A 15,671-nucleotide genomic window follows, 5' to 3' on the forward strand; every position below is an offset into this window, starting at 1 on the left:
GCGGTGGTGGTTATTTCGGCTGCATCAGGGCTCCACCGGCCCGCCCAAGCGGCCGTTGGTGGCGTCCCGGATGGCTCGGTCGATCAACGACAGGGCTTCGCGCTGGGTGACCTTCTCCTTGTCGATGATGGTGCGGCGGCCCACGTCCTCGTCCACGACGCGGAACGCTCCGGTGACCGCCGCAGCGCAGAGACGGACGGTGAGGTCGTGCTCCGGGAGACGAAGCCGCTTGGCGATGACGGGGATGAAGCCGCGCTCCATGTCGTCGTGCACCATCAGATAGGCCGTGCGCAGGGCCGGCTCGGTCAGCGACATGACGGCGATCCGTAGCCCTGCCACTTCGTCGGCGATCTCCCGCTCGGTCAGCGGATGCTCGACCATGTCCACCGCCATGTGGTCGGCCAGTGACAGCTCGGCCGGCCAGCGGTGGGCCAACGCGATGAAGCGCTGCGCCGACAACGCCAACACCGGCTCGACGCAACTCTCCTTGGTGCGGAAGTAGCGCCATATCGTTCTGGTCGAAAACCCTGCGGCAGTGGCGATGTCGTCACCGCTCGTCGCAGCGACGCCGCGCTTCCAGAACAGTTCACAGGCAATGCGGGACACCCGGAGCCGGGCCTGCGCCTGTTTGTCGTCGGTCGCGTTCGATACTGCGCTGGTCACGCTGCCGGAAACCTCCTGTCACTTAGTGACAAGCCCACTGTGTCACTAAGTGACAGCGAGGTCAAGCGCCCGCTTCCGGATGGGAGGGGGTCTGGCTGGAGTAGCCTGACCACGCCGCCGTGGGGTGATCCCGAACGGCGCGGCGAGAGGAACGTGGTAGTGGGCTACACGATCGGTCAGATCCTGCCGCTGGCGGTCACGTTGATGGCCGGGCCACTGCCCATGCTCGTGATCTTGTTGATCCTGGTCTCCGAGCGTGCGGCCGCCAAGGGCGTCGCGTTCGTGTGCGGACGACTGCTCGGCGTCGCGGTGTGCCTGGGCGTCATGATCGTGCTGTTCTCCGACCTTGGCCTACACGGGTTCGGCCATCGGGATCATCCGGCACCGGCAACGTCGATCGCCCGCATCGTCATCGGTGTCGTGCTGCTCGGGCTCGCGATGCGGCGGTGGTCCCGCCCCGACCCCGATCCGGGCAAGCCCAGCCCCCTGATGCGACGCGTCGACGGGCTCTCCCCGGCGGGGTCGGTCGGCATCGGCGTGGCCGTCAGCATCATCGACCCCTCCAGCCTGGCGATAGCGCTACTCGCCGGCGTCGACATCGGCTCGGCCCGTATGCCCTTGCCTTCGACCGTCGGGGTGGCGGCCGGGTTCCTGTTGGTGTCGACGGCGACGATCACCGTCCCGCTGATCGCCTACCTCGTCGGCGGTACCGGGGCCCGTGCCCGATTGGCGAATCTCAAGACCTGGCTGCTGGCCAACGAGAAGGCGGTGACGATGGTGTTGCTGCTGCTTCTGGCGGCAATGCTGATCGGCCGCGGAATCAGTGAGCTGGCCTGAACGGCGTTGCCCCTAGCCCGCCTTGGCGCTCTGCTGATCGAGGCTCGGGAAGTACGACGCGGCGAAGTTGATCCGGCTCTGCACGGCCTTCGATTTGCCGAGCGCCCAGATCAACGCCGACCGCGCATCCAGAAGCGGGCGGGGCCACCCGGTGCCCATCCGGCCGTAGAGCCGCGAATACTGCTGTACGCGGTCGGTGACCGGACGCTCGCTGGCCTCCCACACGTTCAGGGCCGTGGCCACGTCGTACTGGTCGAGAGCCTGCCCCAGCGCGACGGCGTTCATCATGCCGCAGCACGCCGCCTGCCCGAGGTTCGGCGACATCGCATGGGCCGCGTCACCGATGATGGCGGCCTTGCCTGCGTGCCATCCGCGGGACTGCACGTCGTAGAACGTCGCATACCGGCCCTCCGGAACGTCCGGTATGCGGTTGAGTTGAGAAGCCATGTGCGGGAAGCTTTCCAACCAGGTTGCGCGGTTGAACGGCGACTGCTGCGTACCTGCGGTGTCGCTGTCCGGGCAGCACAGGAAGACGTAGGTGTGGTCGGGTGAGCAGGGCACCACGCCGATGCGCCGCCCGCCGTTCCATTCCTCGATCGTGGCATTCACCGGGTCGTCGGCGGTCCGGGGGATCATGTGGCGACCGCATCCGTCGCCGAGGTTGACCGTGGCCTTGCCGAGCCCGAGGGCCTCGCGCACCCGGGACGAGTAGCCGTCCGCGCCGATCACCAGGTCCGCCTTCGCCTCGGTGCCGTCGCCGAAGACCAACGCACCGTCCGGGGACGCACCCGCCACAGGGGAATCCGTCAGGAGTTCGGCGCCCGCGGCGCGCGCGGCATCGACCAGGCAACTGTGGAGGTGGCGCCGGGCCACGGTGTAGAGCCGGCCGTGCCGCAACCACTCGCGCTGGACGACGCGGTGCCGGTGGTCGCGCAGTTCCGGCGTCTGCACCCTCTCGGCGTACGCCGTCACGGCGTCGTATGCGCCGATGCTCTCCAGCGCGCGTAACGCGTTCTCCCACAGATAGATACCCGCTCCGATCTCGCGGAGCTCAGCGCCGCGTTCATGAACGCGCACCGACCATCCGCGTTGTCCGAGCGCTGCGGCGGCGGTGAGACCGGCGAGACCTGCCCCGGCGATTTCAACGTGGCGACGACCCATCGAAGAACCTTCCCCTCTGTAGAGAACTTGGACTGTACTTCAGTAATGGTCGGTCAGCAATGGCGGTTCTGCAGTAATAATTCAGAAACACGATCTTAACGGCTCACGCAAAAATGCTGTTCTGAATGAATATTCGCCAACAGCTTCCTCTTGTCAGCACCAAGTGGCTGAAGTAGCGTCACAGTCCAACTTCACTACCAATTCAGTTGATTACAGGTCCGCGCGGCCGAAGGAGATCCCGATGCAAGCGACACGAGCAGTGAGTGCCCTCGGAGCCTGTCTACTGGCCGCCGCCACCGCGGCGTGCGGCAGTGACACTGTCGACGTCCGCGCCGAGGACGAGCAGGCGTGGTCGGCTCCCGCGGTGTTCACCGATTGCGACGCCCCGGGCATCGAGGCCGGCTGCGTCGGCGAAGGTGTCGACGGCGAGTACTCCTCGCTGGAAGCGTCCGACGTGACTCAGCCCTGGCAGATCTGTGTGACGGTGCCGCACCTGAAAGACCCCATCTGGGTGGCCACCAACTACGGGATCACCGCGGAGAGCCGCCGACTCGGCCTGGAGATGCGGTTCAGTGACGCCGGCGGCTACACCGGCACCACCGAGCAGGTGAAACAGATCGAGGACTGCACGGCGCAGGGCGCCGACGCCATCATCGTCGGCGCGGTGAGTCAGGACGCCCTCAATCCGGCCATTCAGCAGGCCCTCGACGCCGGCGTCGTGGTCGTCGACTACGGCAACGGCGTCACCGCGAACGTGCCGGGCCACGCCATCGTCGACTACTACAACATGGGTCATGCGATCGGCGAGGAGCTGGTGGCGCAGGGCACCGCCCGCCATGTCGTCCTGCTGCCCGGGCCTGCGGGTGCCGGCTGGTCGGAGCGCTCGGTGCTCGGGTTCAAGGACGCGATCGCCGGATCCGATGTCGAACTGCTCGACGTGAAGTACGGCGAGACCGCCAAGGAGGTGCAACTGACCCTCGTCGAGGACAGTGTGTCGGCGTACCCGAACCTCGATGCGATCGTAGGCACCGCAACGACTCTCGACGTCGCGCACGGGGTGCTCGCCGAACGCGGTCTGGCCGAGACGATCAGCCTGTGGGGCACCTACCTGGTGCCGACCACCATGGATCTCCTGGAGAGCGGCCGGGTGGTCTGTGCTCCCACCGAGCAGCCGGTCCGCACCAGCCGGATGGCCGTCGACCTGGCGGTGCGCCTGCTCGAAGACAAACCGCAGAAGGACGGCTTCGAGCGGATGGGCCCGTTGCCGCTGACCGTGTGCGGCTCAGCAGCGGGAGAGGCCGACAACATCGCCGACTTCGACACCACCACCAGCTTCGCCCCCGACGGCTGGAGCCCGGTGTCCGACGTCAAGCCCGGAGACGACCAGTGACGGTCAACGCTGCGCGACGCCAACATGATTCGGTGGCGATCATCGGACGGATCGTCAGCGTCACCGGCGGCGCCGACGCCGAGGCGGTGGTGATCCGCGACGGCCGGATCGCGGAGGTCGGTTCCCGCCGCATCGCCGAGGACGCCCGCGCGGCCGGGATCGAGGTGCGCGACGTCGGTGATCGCGCCGTCGTGCCGGGATTCGTCGATCCCCACATCCACCTCGAGCTGCTGGCGACCGCCCGCGGGCGCGCGGTCGACTGCCGGGTGCCCGGATGCAAGACCATCGCCGATGTTCTCGACCGCCTCACCGCCGCGACCGCCGATATCGGCGACGGAGATTGGCTACTCGGGTACGGCAACCTGTTCTTCGACCAGAAGCTCGCCGAACGCCGCCTTCCCACCCGCGCGGAACTCGACCGGGTGAGCACCACGGTGCCCATCCAGATCGCCTGCGGTGGACACACTTCCGTGCTCAACTCGCGTGCGCTCGAGCTGGCGCAGGTCGAGCGGTTCCTCAACGGTGCGGCCGGTCTGTGGGGCAGCCCGGTGGTCCAACTCGACGACAACGGGGTGCCCACCGGCGTGGTCAGCGAGATCGATCAACTGCTGCCCGTGCCGCCGATGGACAAGGCCGAGGTACGGCGCCACCTGACCGACACGTACGCCGAACTGTTCACCGCGTACGGGGTGACCACCTTCGGCGAGATGCTCAGCTCCTTCGACAACGCCGAGGTGATGGACGACCTGGTGGGCTCGGGGGACATGGCGGCGCGCGGCGTGCTCTACCCGCTGGTGCCGTCGGCGGGCCCGCTGGAAGAGGTGTGCGAATGGATCAGCAGCTACCGCAGCAAGGCCGGGGCCGACCGGATGCGTGCCGCCGGTGCCAAGCTGTTCGCCGACGGCGGGTACTCGGCGCGTAACGCGGCCACGCGGACGCCCTACGTCGCCGAGCATGCGCCTTACCCGGGCTACAAGGGACGGTTGAACATGACGCAGGCCGATGTGCTGCGCGCCGTGCACGCCACCCGCAGACACGATGTCCAGGTCGCCATCCACGCCAACGGCCCGCGCGCCCAGGACGAGATCGTCGCGGCGTTGCTGAGTCTGCCTGGGCCACACGATCATCGGCCGGTACGCATCGAGCATGCGGGCAACCTCGTCAACGATCGCGCCGACCTCGAACGGTTCCGGCGGGCCAACGTGGTGCCGGTGCTGCAGCCGGTGTTCCTCTACAACTTCATGGCCGACTTCGTGCCCATGCTGCTCGGCGACGGCGGCCTGCAGGGCCGGTTGCCGTTGCGCAGCATGCTCGACGACGGTGTCGGGCCGGTCGCCAGCTCCGACGTCGGCCCGGGCGCCGAGATCGAACAGTCCAACCCGCTGTTCTCGATCTGGGAGTGCATGGCGCGCCGCAGCTATTGGGGACTGCACATCGAACCCGAGCAGGCCATCTCGTTCACCGAGGCGCTGCGCCTGCACACCATCGAAGGGGCCCGTTCCCTGGGGATGGAGGGCACCGTCGGCTCCATCGAGGTCGGGAAGTGGGGTGACATCGCCGTGCTCGACCGCGACCCGCGCACCGGCAGCCTCGACGACGTCCGCAACACCCGGGTGGATGAGGTCTTCCTGGCCGGTGTCTCGGTGCACAAGCGAGCGGTGCCGGCGTAATGGCTCCGCTGCTTGAGGTCCGGCAGTTGGGCAGAAAGTTCCCCGGCGTCGTGGCACTCGACGGAGTGGACCTGACCGTCGAAGCCGGGGAGGTGCACGTCCTACTGGGAGAGAACGGCGCGGGAAAATCGACGCTGATCAAGATCCTGGCCGGGGTGCAGCCGCCGTCGACAGGACAGATCCTGCTCGACGGCACCCCGGTCAGCTTGAGTTCCCCCCGTGCGGCGCACGACGTCGGCATCAGCACCGTGTTCCAGGAGTTGAGTCTGGTGCCGTCCCTGACCGTCGCCGAGAACCTGCTCCTGGGACGGCTGCCCACCCGCAGCGGCATCGTTAACCGCAGCCGCATCCCCGACCTGGCGCGTGACGCGCTGGCCCGGATCGGTGCCGACATTCCGCTGGGCGCGCGTGCGGATTCGCTGACCCGCTCCGCGCAGCAGTTGGTCGAGATCGCGAAGGGGTTGATGGGCAGCGCCCGGCTGCTGATCCTCGACGAGCCGACTGCCAGCCTCGGCGAGCAGGAAAGCGAACACTTGCTCGCGCTGGTGCAGAGTTTGGCCGAGCAGGGCATCGGGATCATCTACATCACCCACCGCCTCAAAGAAATCGCCCGGATCGGCCACCGGGTGACCGTGCTGCGTGACGGACGCCGAGTGGGCGGGGTGGGGCCGGACGAGATCGGCGACAGCGACCGACTCGTCGAACTCATGACGGGCCGGCGGCCGGAGAATCTCTACCCGAGGTCACCGCGGCAGCCCGGCGCGGAACTGCTGACCATCGAGTCGTTGTCGGCGGATGAGCTGGTCGACACCTCGATGTCGTTCCGCGCGGGCGAGATCGTCGGCATCGCCGGGCTGCTCGGCTCCGGCAAGTCGGCGCTCGGCAGAGCGTGTTTCGGCTTGAACCGCGTCGACAGCGGCCGCATCTCGGTTCGGCAGAAGGCGCTGTCGAAACTCAACCCCACCAAAGCGATTCGTCACGGAATCGTCTACTACCCATCAGACCGCAAACATCAGGGACTGGCGCTCAATCAGCCGCTGTCCACCAACATCACCCTCGGCAGCCTCCGCGCCGCCGGCGTCGCCCGCTGGGGGTTCCTGAACAGGCGGCGGGAGCGCGAACTCGCCCGGCGGCACGTCGAGCGGATGAGCATCCGGCCCGCGGAGACCGACCGCCGCACCGACCTCTACTCCGGCGGCAACCAGCAGAAGGCGGTGCTGGCGCGCGGGCTCCTGCACCACGCGGACATCCACATCTTCGACGAACCGACCGTGGGTATCGACGTGAACGCCAAGATCGACGTGTACCGCGTCATGGACGACCTGGCCGCCGCCGGCAAGGCCGTGGTCCTGATCTCGTCGGATCTGCCCGAGGTGCTGGGGATGTCGGACCGGGTCTACGTGATGCACGAAGGCCGGGTGTCCGCTCACCTAGAAGGTGAACAGATCGACGAGAACACCGTTTTGACAGCCTTTTTCAGCTCACCGGAACTCGAGAACAACGGAGCGATGCAGTGACCACGCAGACGATGGCCCCCGACAACGCGACGGAACCCACTGTGCCCCTTCATCGCCGCCTGCTGACCAGAGCCCTCGACGTGGGTCTGCTCCCCCTGCTGCTCGTCGCGATGGTGGTCTTCTTCGCCGTGGCCGAACCACGGTTCCTGGCCCCGGACAACCTGGCCAACATCGGCAGGCAGTCGGTGTACCTGCTGCTCATCACGATGGCGCAGATGATCGTTCTGCTGTGCGCGCAGCTGGATCTGTCGGTGGGCGCCACCGTGGCCCTGGTCAGTGTCGTCACCGCGCTCACCATGTCGAACTGGACCGGCGGTACGTTCTCGGCCATCGTCGTCGGCGTCGCGGCCGGGATGGGCGTGGGCCTGCTGGTCGGGCTCGTCAACGGGGCGGCGGCGACGTTCTTCAAGGTCCCGTCGTTCATGGTCACCCTCGGCACCACATCGGTGGCTTCCGGTGCGGCACTGATGCTGTCCGACGGCGCACCGGTCACCGGTATCCCGATGGAGTTCAGCGACGTGTTCGGCACCGGTCAATGGCTGGGGCTGCCCATCCCGCTGATCATCGCCGTCATCGCCGCGGTGGGCGTCTACATCCTGCTGTACTGGACCTCGCTCGGGCGCAGCTTCTTCGCCGTCGGCGGCAACCAGGATGCCGCGCGGGTGGCGGGCATCCAGGTTCGGAAGGTGCTGATCTGTGCCTTCCTGCTGTGTTCCGGCCTCACCGCGCTGTCGGGAGTGCTGCTCACCGCCCGCGTCGCCTCCGGCGAGGCGACACTGGGCGCCACCTACGTGCTGCTCTCGATCGCCGCCGCCGTCCTCGGTGGCACCTCACTGTTCGGTGGCGAGGGCCGGCTCGGCCTGGTCATCCTCGGTGTGCTTTTCATCGGCATCCTCAGCAACGGGATGAACCTGCTGCGGGTGTCCAGCTACGTGCAGCAGCTGATCATCGGGGCGGTGTTGGTCAGTGCAGTTGCCCTCGACCGCGTCCGTGCGCGAAAGTGAAGTTCGCACACGGGAGTGCGGGCGGGGATCACCAACCTGAATCGAGGGCTATGGCGTCGAGTCGGCGGCGTTCGCCGGCCAAGGACGAGCGGGTCGAGAGCAAGACCGATCAGCCGTCCGAGGCCGACCGGCGTCTGGGGGTGCGGATCCGGAGTCTGCGGCAGGCACAGAATGTGACGCTCAAGGACGCCGCCACCCAAGCCGGTGTGTCCGAAAGCTTCCTGTCCCAGGTCGAGCGGGGGTTGGCCAACCCGTCCATCGCCTCGCTGCGCCGGATCGCGGAGGCCCTCAACCAGCCGGTGGCCACCTTGTTCGTCGGCGGTGAGGAGCACGACGGCGTGGTGCGGCTGCACGAGCGGCGGACCATGAGCCATCCGGCCGGATTCGTCGATTCGATGGTCACGCCGCCGACGGCCCGGCAGCTACAGATCCACCACACCGTCATCGAACCGGGCGGCAGCTCCGGGCGCGGCCTCTACACCCACGCCGCCGACGAGGAATGCGTGCTCGTGCTCGACGGCGCTGTCGAAATCACCGTCGACGAGACGACGGTGCGGCTGGAGGAAGGCGACTCGCTGCTTCTGGACCCGCGGCACGGCCACGGTTTCCGTAATCCGCTGGATCGGCCGACGACGGTGCTGTGGGTGATGACGCCCGGGAACGGTTACTGAGGCTGCCCTGTGGACCTGACGCGTCCGGTTATCGAGCGGAGCCGAGCAGCGAGAGACCCTCGTTGAGCGCGACTACGGCCGCGCCGGTGCGAGAAGTGCATCCGAGCTTGGCCATGACGTTCTCGATGTGCTTGCCGGCCGTCTTGGCCGATATGGTGAGAGCGCTGGCGATCTGAGTGTTGGTCCGACTCTGCTCGAGCAGGGCGAGGACCTCCAGCTCCCGAGTCGTCAGCCGGTGCGGAATCGACGCCGATCGTTCGGTGACGAGGAAGCCGGAGGGCAACGAGTTCCGCGACACTCGATGCCACCCTCCGTCTTGGTCCTGCCACAAGCCCCGCCACCGGCGGGATTGACGCGGGACTCCTGCCGTAATCGCTTTCACCAGAGGGCTTCCGGTCACCAACCAGGGCCCGGGAAAGCGTCCCGGCACGTCATGGCATTCTCCGGCTGAGCTCACGATTGTGCAGTGGGCGTCGGGTTCGATGGTGCTCGCGATGTGGGCGGGCTCGCGCAGCACATCCGTGAGAGCAGCGAGAATCGGTTGTAGTGCCGTCAAGGCCCCGCGGTTGCTGTCGCTGGGGTACCTCACCGAGTCGGTATTGAGGTGCAGGTTTCCGGTGTAACGACCGTCAGCTGCGAACAGGCAAGTGGTCACACCCTCGCGGTAACCTGCAGGCAGCCAATAGGTTCGCGCAGAATAGCCGGACCGGTAGTCGAATGGCATGTCGGCCCAGCGCAGCGGCGCGTTGTCGACGTCGTGCATGTAGCGGAAGGCCTCGTCCTGCGCGACGAACCAGGTGTCGAGGTGGGCGATCTCAAGCTCGGAGTATCCCCGGTTGGCAATGGTGCGGTGGACGCCGTTGATCGGATCCCACAGTTGCAGGCTGGCTGCAACGTAGGGAATCAGCGAATGTACGTGCTCGAGTACTGATTCCGCGGTCTCGGCGGTGTCTCCACTACCGTTCATCGTGGCAACCATGGAGTTGATGTCCAGGACCTTCACAACGTCTGCGGACGTCATCGACGTTCGAAGATCCATCGTCCACTCCAGAGATCGCCTTGCCCAGTCGGCGGCGGTCGTCGGCGCCATCAAGTGGTCATGATAGCCAGCGGTATGCGGCCTTCCTCCCTGGTTAACCAGGGGTTTACTTATGCCGCCGGATTGTCACGTGGGTTTCGACGGTCGCATCGCACCGACGTGATCGGCACCGCTCGGCGCTCGCACCGGCGAAAGATGGGGAGAACTCCGTATGCAATTTCAGCGCGAGCCTGTCGCAGAATGAATTCGCCTCAACGGCAAGCACACTGCGAAGGCAACATCGGCGGACATCGACGTCCTCAGTGAAGGTTGTCTCCCAGACCGTTTCGTCGCACGCCAGACGCATTGGCGCCTGCGGGATTTAGTAGTACGCCGCGGTACTGCGTTGAACTCGAAGCCCAACACCCCGTCTCCGGTGCAGGACGTCTCATGCGGGCATCTAATCGGAAGGTCATCATCATGCGTTCTCTGATCGAACGCGCCCAACCGCGCACAGTCCGGATCCTGATCCTGACTCCCTACCTGGTGGCAGCACTCATGTCTGTGTTCCCACCGCTGTACCTGTCGATCTCCGGCCAGAAGTGGGAAGTCTTCGGCCTCCCTATCGGGATCGCCTACATGCTCCTCGTCTCGGCACTGGTCACACTTTCGGTGGTCATCGCCTACTGCATCGAGGTCATCCGGAACGAGATCGGGGACTGACACCATGGTCGTGACAATTGGATTGCTCACCCTGTTCTTCGCATCAGTCGTTCTCGTCCTCTACATGAGCTACAAGAAGGACAGGACATTCGACGGCTACGCCGTCGGCGGACGTTCCTTCTCGGGGTTCTACATCGCGATGTCGTACATGAATGCGTGGTGGCCGGGAACCACTTTCGTGGCCTTCTTCGGCCTGCTGGCTGGGTCCGGCGTCATCGGGTTCTATCTTCTGCTCTACTCAGTGCTCGGGGCCTGCGCGATGTACCTGATGGCGACCCGCGCCTGGGGCTGGGGCAAGAAGTACAAACTGTTCACCCAGCCCGACCTGATCGGCCTGCGCTTCGACAGCGGGCGGCTCAAGGTGCTCGCCAGCGTGATCGGTGTCGCTGCCAGCTTCCCGTGGATCGTCCTGGGCATGCAGGCCATGGGCGAGATCGTCCGGTGGGCGACGTTCGGCCAGATCGGCGTCGTGCCGGCATTGATCATCGGCGTGCTCATCATCGCGGTCCGTCAGATCTGGACGGTGCAGATGGGCATGCGCGGCCTGATCATCAGCGATGTCTGGCAAGGAATCGTCGCCTACGGCCTGACCGCGGTGATCTGTGTCGTCCTGTTGTTCACCCAGTTCGGCGGGTCCCGTGCGCTCGGCGAACTGCCCGAGGCCAACTTTATGATCCCCGGATTCAACTCTCCTCAGGGTGGGCTCTACTTCCTGGGACTGGTCCTCTCAGGCGCCATCGGGTCGTTGTGCTGGCCGGCCTCCTTCCAGCGCATCTACACCGCGGACAGCATTCGGTCGGTCAAGTGGGGAACGGTGTTGACCTTCCCCATGTCGATCGGGTTCTTCGTGCCGCTCGGCCTGCTGGCGATGTCGGCGGCGACCATCGCCAACATCGCCGAGAATCCGCAGCACGGTTGGTTCATCCTGCTGAACTCCGTCGGCGGCGAGTGGCTGCTCGGGATCGGGCTCGTCATCGTGCTCGCCGCCAGCATGGGATTCGTCGACTCATGGATCCAGGTGTGCGGGACCCAGCTGGCCAACGACATTGTCGGCAGCGCACGTCCGCTGTCGGACAAGCAGCGCATCATCGTCTCGAAACTGTCGATGCTGACCTTCCTGGCCTTCGGCGCCGCCGTGGCGTACCTCACTTTCAGTTACGGAAACCTGTTGACGTGGGCGCAAGTCGCCTACGCCGTCATCATCCAGCTCGCGGTGCCATTGTTTGCCGGCCTGTTCTGGCGTGGCGGCAGTGCCCTTGCCGCCTTCTGGGGGCTGGCCGTCGGATTTGTCATCGCGGTGGTGCTCACCGTCCCCTACGCCAACGATGGCGGCGCCATCCCCGCGCTCGAGGGCGTGCCTGCTGGGATCGTCGGCCTGGCCGCGAACCTCGCCATCTATCTGACGATCTCACTGGTCAGGAAGAACCCTCCGGAGGAGCAGCAGCGGGTTCACGACCTATTCGGCTCGGTGTCCGACGCATTGAGCAGCAACTCCGGCTCGGCTGCGCCGGCTGAGGACATCGGAGCCACCGCCCGCCCGATGGTGTGACCCGGACGCTAGTGGCTCGCAGGAACGGGCTGGGGTGGTGTCGGCAATGAAGCCGACGCCTCCCTGCCCTCCCACAGGCGAGGGCACGGTGGCACCCGATACGGAGTTTCCTCATGGCGCCCCGAGCCGCGCCGGAAGCGTGACACCGTTGTGCCACACCTGATTTGAATGCCCATCACTCGATCCCCACAGACATCCGAAACGGAGAGCAGATGCACCTGACAGTCCGCGAAGAGGAAAGGATGCAGCTATGGACTGCCGCCGAGATGGCACGCCGGCGCCTGTCCAAGGGAATACGGCTGAATCAGCCCGAAGCAGTGGCGCTCATCTGCGACGAGATCCTGGAACGCGCACGCGAAGGCTCCATTCCGGTCCTACCGGACCTCATGGAGTACGGTGCCACCATCCTGCGCCGTGAACACGTCATGGCCGGAGTGGCCGAGATGCTCAAAATCGTTCAGGTCGAAGCACTACTGCCGGACGGCACCAAACTGGTGACGGTCATGGACCCGATCCGCGGCGAGGCCTCGGATTCCAACAATCAAACCCCGGCGGCTGCGTGGCAACCGCCGCCCATACCGGAGGCCAAGATCCCCGAAGAGGCGTTCGCAGTCGGAGAACCGCACAAGGTGGGACACATCGAGTTCGCCCCGACACCCATCACCATCAACGCCGAGCGAGAGTCACATGTACTCGACATCGTCAACACCGGGGACCGACCGGTCCAGGTCGGCGCGCACTACCATCTCGCCGAGGCCAATCGCGCCCTGGCGTTCGACAGATCCTCGGCGTTCGGATTCCGGCTGGACATTCCCAGTGGGACGTCCGTGCGTTTCGAACCCGGGCAGAGCCGGCGGTGTCAGCTGGTACGACTCGGCGGAGCTCAGGTGGCGCGGGGCATGAACGACATCACCAACGGACCGACTGGAAGTGCACTGGTCAAGGAGCAGGCCATGCGCCGCCTTCGTGCGGGTGGCTACTGCTTCGAAGGGGAGACCCTGGAAATGCTGGCGAGCAAGGGATCGAGCGGAGAGTCGAATTCATGAGCACCGAGATCAACCGTCCGGACTATGCGACGCAGTACGGCCCCACCACCGGTGATCGCATCAATCTCGCCGACACCGGCCTGGTCGCGGAGATCGAGCACGACTACACCACCTACGGCGATGAATTGGTCTTCGGCGGCGGCAAGACGATCCGTGACGGTATGGGACAGGTGTCCCGGTTCAAGAGGTCCGACGGCGCACTGGACATGGTGGTGACCAACGCCGTGGTGATCGACCCCCTGCTGGGCGTGATCAAATGCGACATCGGCATCCTCGACGGCAAAATCGTCGGCATCGGCAAGGCCGGCAATCCCGACGTTATGGAGATCACCCCCGGCCTGATCATCGGTCCCAACACCGACATCCTGTCGGTCGAAGGCCAAATCGTCACACCGGGTCTGATCGACATCCACCCCCACTTCGACTCGGTGCAGCAGCTCTACGAGTACCAGTCCGCGGGCGTGACAACGGTGATCGGCGGCGGTTCTGGCCCCAAGACCGTGGGCATCGAATGCCCGGGCGCGTGGAACCTGCAGCGCATGCTGGAGGCGATGGCCGACTTCCCCCTGAATTTCGGGAATTTCGGCAAGGGCAACTCCTCGGACCCAGCCTCCATCGTGGAGCAGGTGCTCGGCGGTGCAACCGGGATGAAGATCCACGAGGACTGGTCCAGCTCACCGTCTGCCATTCGTACCTGCCTCCAGGTAGCCGACGAGTACGACTTCCAGGTCCAGCTGCATGCCGACACCCTCAACGAGACAGGTTTCTATGAGGACACCATGGCAGCCATCGGAGGTCGCGTCATGCACATCTACCACTGTGAAGGGGCCGGCGGCGGAAACGCCCCCGACATGATGCGCTGCGTGGGCGAGGCCAACATCCTGCCCAGCTCCACCAATCCGACGAATCCCTTCTCACTCAACACCTATGACGAAGAGATCGACATGCTGATCACATGTCACAATCTCAACAAGGCCGTGCCCTCCGACATGGCGTTCATTCAGGGCCGGGCCCGCGCCGAGACCATGCGTGCCGAGGATGTGCTCCACGATCTGGGTGCGATCAGCATGATCGGATCGGACAGCCAGGGTGTGGGGCGCGCGGCTGAAAGCGCCCAGCGCGCATTCCAACTGGCCGCCGTCAGCAAGGTGCGCACCGGGCCGCTCCCCGAGGACAGCGACCGCAATGACAACTTCCGGATCAAGCGGTACATGGCCAAGGTGACGATCAACCCGGCGATCTGCATCGGCATCGACTCGTACGTCGGATCGATCACATCCGGGAAGGTTGCCGACCTGGTGTTCTGGCGACCCGAGATGTTCATCGCCAAACCGGAACTCATCCTGAAGGGCGGTTTCATCTCGTGGTCGGCCATGGGCGATCCCGCGGGCTCGCTCATGACGGGCCAGCCGCTGAAGTACCGCCCGCAGTACGGTCATTACGGACGCAACCCGCGACGGCTCGCCTACTCGTTCGTCACCCAGGCCGCGATCGACAACGGACTGGCGGACCGCATCGACTGCCAAGAGTTGCGGCCGATCAAGCGAAGCCGGTCCATCTCCAAGCGAGACATGATCCACAACAGCTATATGCCTGACATCAGCATCGACCCGGAGACCTACGCCGTGACCGTCGACGGCGAACGAATCACCGTTAAGGCGGCCCAGACCTTGCCGCTTACCCAACTGTATTACCTGCGCTGAGGAGGATCTCATGACCATCAACACCGTAGTCACCACCAAACTCGGATCGATCGCCACCATGAACAGCGTCATATGTGATCCCGTGATCCTCACCGCCGATGAACGAGCCCGCGGCCACTTGAAGGTGCGTTCGGAGGGCGGCCGTGAAGTGCGAATCTCGCTCGACCGTGGCAGCGAACTCGATGACGGCGACGTGCTAGCAATGGAGGGCAACGTCGCGGTCGTCGTGCAAGCCCGTGAGGAGGATATCCTCGTGGTAGCTCCACAAACCGCCAAGGACTGGGGCACAGCCGCTTTCGTTATGGGCAACCTCCATCGGCCAGTTCGCTTCAGCGACGATGCCATGCGGACACCGTACGAGCACTCCACCGGGTTGGCACTGGATGAAGCCGGGATCGCCTACACCCGGACGACAGCTCCCCTGGTAGGTCGCCGGATAAGGGCGGTCGGCGGACACTCACATGACTGATCACCAGGGGCTGCTGTATCTCCTTCAGGTCACCAGTGCGGCATTTCCGTCGGGCACGTACGCGCACTCGGCTGGGTTCGAGACGTTGCTGGACAGCGGGATCATCGTCGACCGTAAGTCGTTGCACGAGTACGCCGATCAGTGGCTCGAACTGAGTGTGGCACCAACCGAGGGTGTCGCGGTCGGCTTGGCACACGACGCTCACCGCCTCGACGAGATCGACCAACTGCTCGCACTCGACCAGACCCTG

The 15,671-nt window shown here is 65.5% G+C and carries 14 protein-coding genes and 1 pseudogene; 12 read left to right on the forward strand and 3 right to left on the reverse strand.

Features of this window, described 5'->3' with window-relative positions; translation table 11 throughout:
• Positions 1 to 24: 24 nt before the first annotated feature.
• Entirely contained in the window at positions 25 to 606 is a 582-nt protein-coding gene (locus ASJ79_RS03545) for a TetR/AcrR family transcriptional regulator (protein WP_067953278.1), read from the reverse strand.
• A gap of 216 nt (positions 607 to 822) precedes the next feature.
• Here ASJ79_RS03545 and ASJ79_RS03550 point away from each other — a divergent pair, with 216 nt between their 5' ends.
• Positions 823 to 1,500 (forward strand): GAP family protein, encoded by a 678-nt coding sequence (locus tag ASJ79_RS03550; RefSeq protein WP_067953254.1) that lies wholly within the window; start codon positions 823 to 825, stop codon positions 1,498 to 1,500.
• A 12-nt stretch (positions 1,501 to 1,512) separates the two neighbouring features.
• Here the strand turns inward: ASJ79_RS03550 and ASJ79_RS03555 are convergent, their stop codons facing one another.
• Positions 1,513 to 2,661: an NAD(P)/FAD-dependent oxidoreductase gene (locus ASJ79_RS03555; RefSeq protein WP_067953256.1), complete on the reverse strand. Its 1,149-nt coding sequence runs from the start codon at positions 2,659 to 2,661 to the stop codon at positions 1,513 to 1,515.
• 241 nt (positions 2,662 to 2,902) lie between these two features.
• Between ASJ79_RS03555 and torT the strand changes: the two genes are divergently transcribed.
• The 5 genes from torT to ASJ79_RS03580 are packed head-to-tail and all read left to right on the forward strand — an operon-like array spanning position 2,903 to position 8,913.
• Entirely contained in the window at positions 2,903 to 4,051 is a 1,149-nt protein-coding gene (gene torT, locus ASJ79_RS03560) for a TMAO reductase system periplasmic protein TorT (protein WP_082753644.1), read from the forward strand.
• A 32-nt stretch (positions 4,052 to 4,083) separates the two neighbouring features.
• Complete coding sequence (locus ASJ79_RS03565) at positions 4,084 to 5,721, forward strand: amidohydrolase (protein ID WP_197420057.1); 1,638 nt, start codon at positions 4,084 to 4,086, stop codon at positions 5,719 to 5,721.
• Positions 5,721 to 7,238: a sugar ABC transporter ATP-binding protein gene (locus ASJ79_RS03570; protein ID WP_067953263.1), complete on the forward strand. Its 1,518-nt coding sequence runs from the start codon at positions 5,721 to 5,723 to the stop codon at positions 7,236 to 7,238. The genes ASJ79_RS03565 and ASJ79_RS03570 overlap by 1 nt, the downstream gene beginning before the upstream one ends.
• Entirely contained in the window at positions 7,235 to 8,242 is a 1,008-nt protein-coding gene (locus tag ASJ79_RS03575; protein ID WP_067953265.1) for an ABC transporter permease, read from the forward strand. Before ASJ79_RS03570 ends, ASJ79_RS03575 begins: the two co-directional genes overlap by 4 nt.
• Before the next feature lie 50 nt (positions 8,243 to 8,292).
• Positions 8,293 to 8,913: a helix-turn-helix domain-containing protein gene (locus ASJ79_RS03580; RefSeq protein ID WP_067953267.1), complete on the forward strand. Its 621-nt coding sequence runs from the start codon at positions 8,293 to 8,295 to the stop codon at positions 8,911 to 8,913.
• 28 nt (positions 8,914 to 8,941) lie between these two features.
• Here the strand turns inward: ASJ79_RS03580 and ASJ79_RS03585 are convergent, their stop codons facing one another.
• Positions 8,942 to 10,003, reverse strand: coding sequence for a response regulator transcription factor (locus tag ASJ79_RS03585; RefSeq protein WP_231750707.1), 1,062 nt, complete (start codon positions 10,001 to 10,003; stop codon positions 8,942 to 8,944).
• A 408-nt stretch (positions 10,004 to 10,411) separates the two neighbouring features.
• Between ASJ79_RS03585 and ASJ79_RS03590 the strand changes: the two genes are divergently transcribed.
• From ASJ79_RS03590 to ASJ79_RS03615, 6 genes and pseudogenes are all read left to right on the forward strand, one after another.
• The gene (locus ASJ79_RS03590) at positions 10,412 to 10,654 is read left to right on the forward strand and encodes a hypothetical protein (RefSeq protein ID WP_067953271.1); all 243 of its coding nucleotides are present in this window, start codon (positions 10,412 to 10,414) and stop codon (positions 10,652 to 10,654) included.
• Between the two features lie 4 nt (positions 10,655 to 10,658).
• Positions 10,659 to 12,203: a sodium:solute symporter gene (locus tag ASJ79_RS03595; protein ID WP_067953273.1), complete on the forward strand. Its 1,545-nt coding sequence runs from the start codon at positions 10,659 to 10,661 to the stop codon at positions 12,201 to 12,203.
• A gap of 212 nt (positions 12,204 to 12,415) precedes the next feature.
• Positions 12,416 to 13,249: an urease subunit gamma gene (ureA, locus tag ASJ79_RS03600; protein WP_067953275.1), complete on the forward strand. Its 834-nt coding sequence runs from the start codon at positions 12,416 to 12,418 to the stop codon at positions 13,247 to 13,249.
• Positions 13,246 to 14,952, forward strand: a complete 1,707-nt coding sequence (gene ureC, locus ASJ79_RS03605) for an urease subunit alpha (protein ID WP_067953276.1) — start codon at positions 13,246 to 13,248, stop codon at positions 14,950 to 14,952. The genes ureA and ureC overlap by 4 nt, the downstream gene beginning before the upstream one ends.
• Positions 14,953 to 14,962: 10 nt before the next feature.
• A complete protein-coding gene (locus ASJ79_RS03610) occupies positions 14,963 to 15,421 on the forward strand; it encodes an urease accessory protein UreE (RefSeq protein WP_231750709.1) in 459 nt (152 codons plus the stop codon).
• Positions 15,414 to 15,671: pseudogene (locus ASJ79_RS03615) on the forward strand (hypothetical protein); the annotation flags it as partial. The gene ASJ79_RS03610 and the pseudogene ASJ79_RS03615, both read left to right, overlap by 8 nt.

It is taken from the genome of Mycobacterium sp. NAZ190054, assembly GCF_001545925.1.
In the GTDB taxonomy this organism is placed as follows: Bacteria; Actinomycetota; Actinomycetes; order Mycobacteriales; family Mycobacteriaceae; genus Mycobacterium.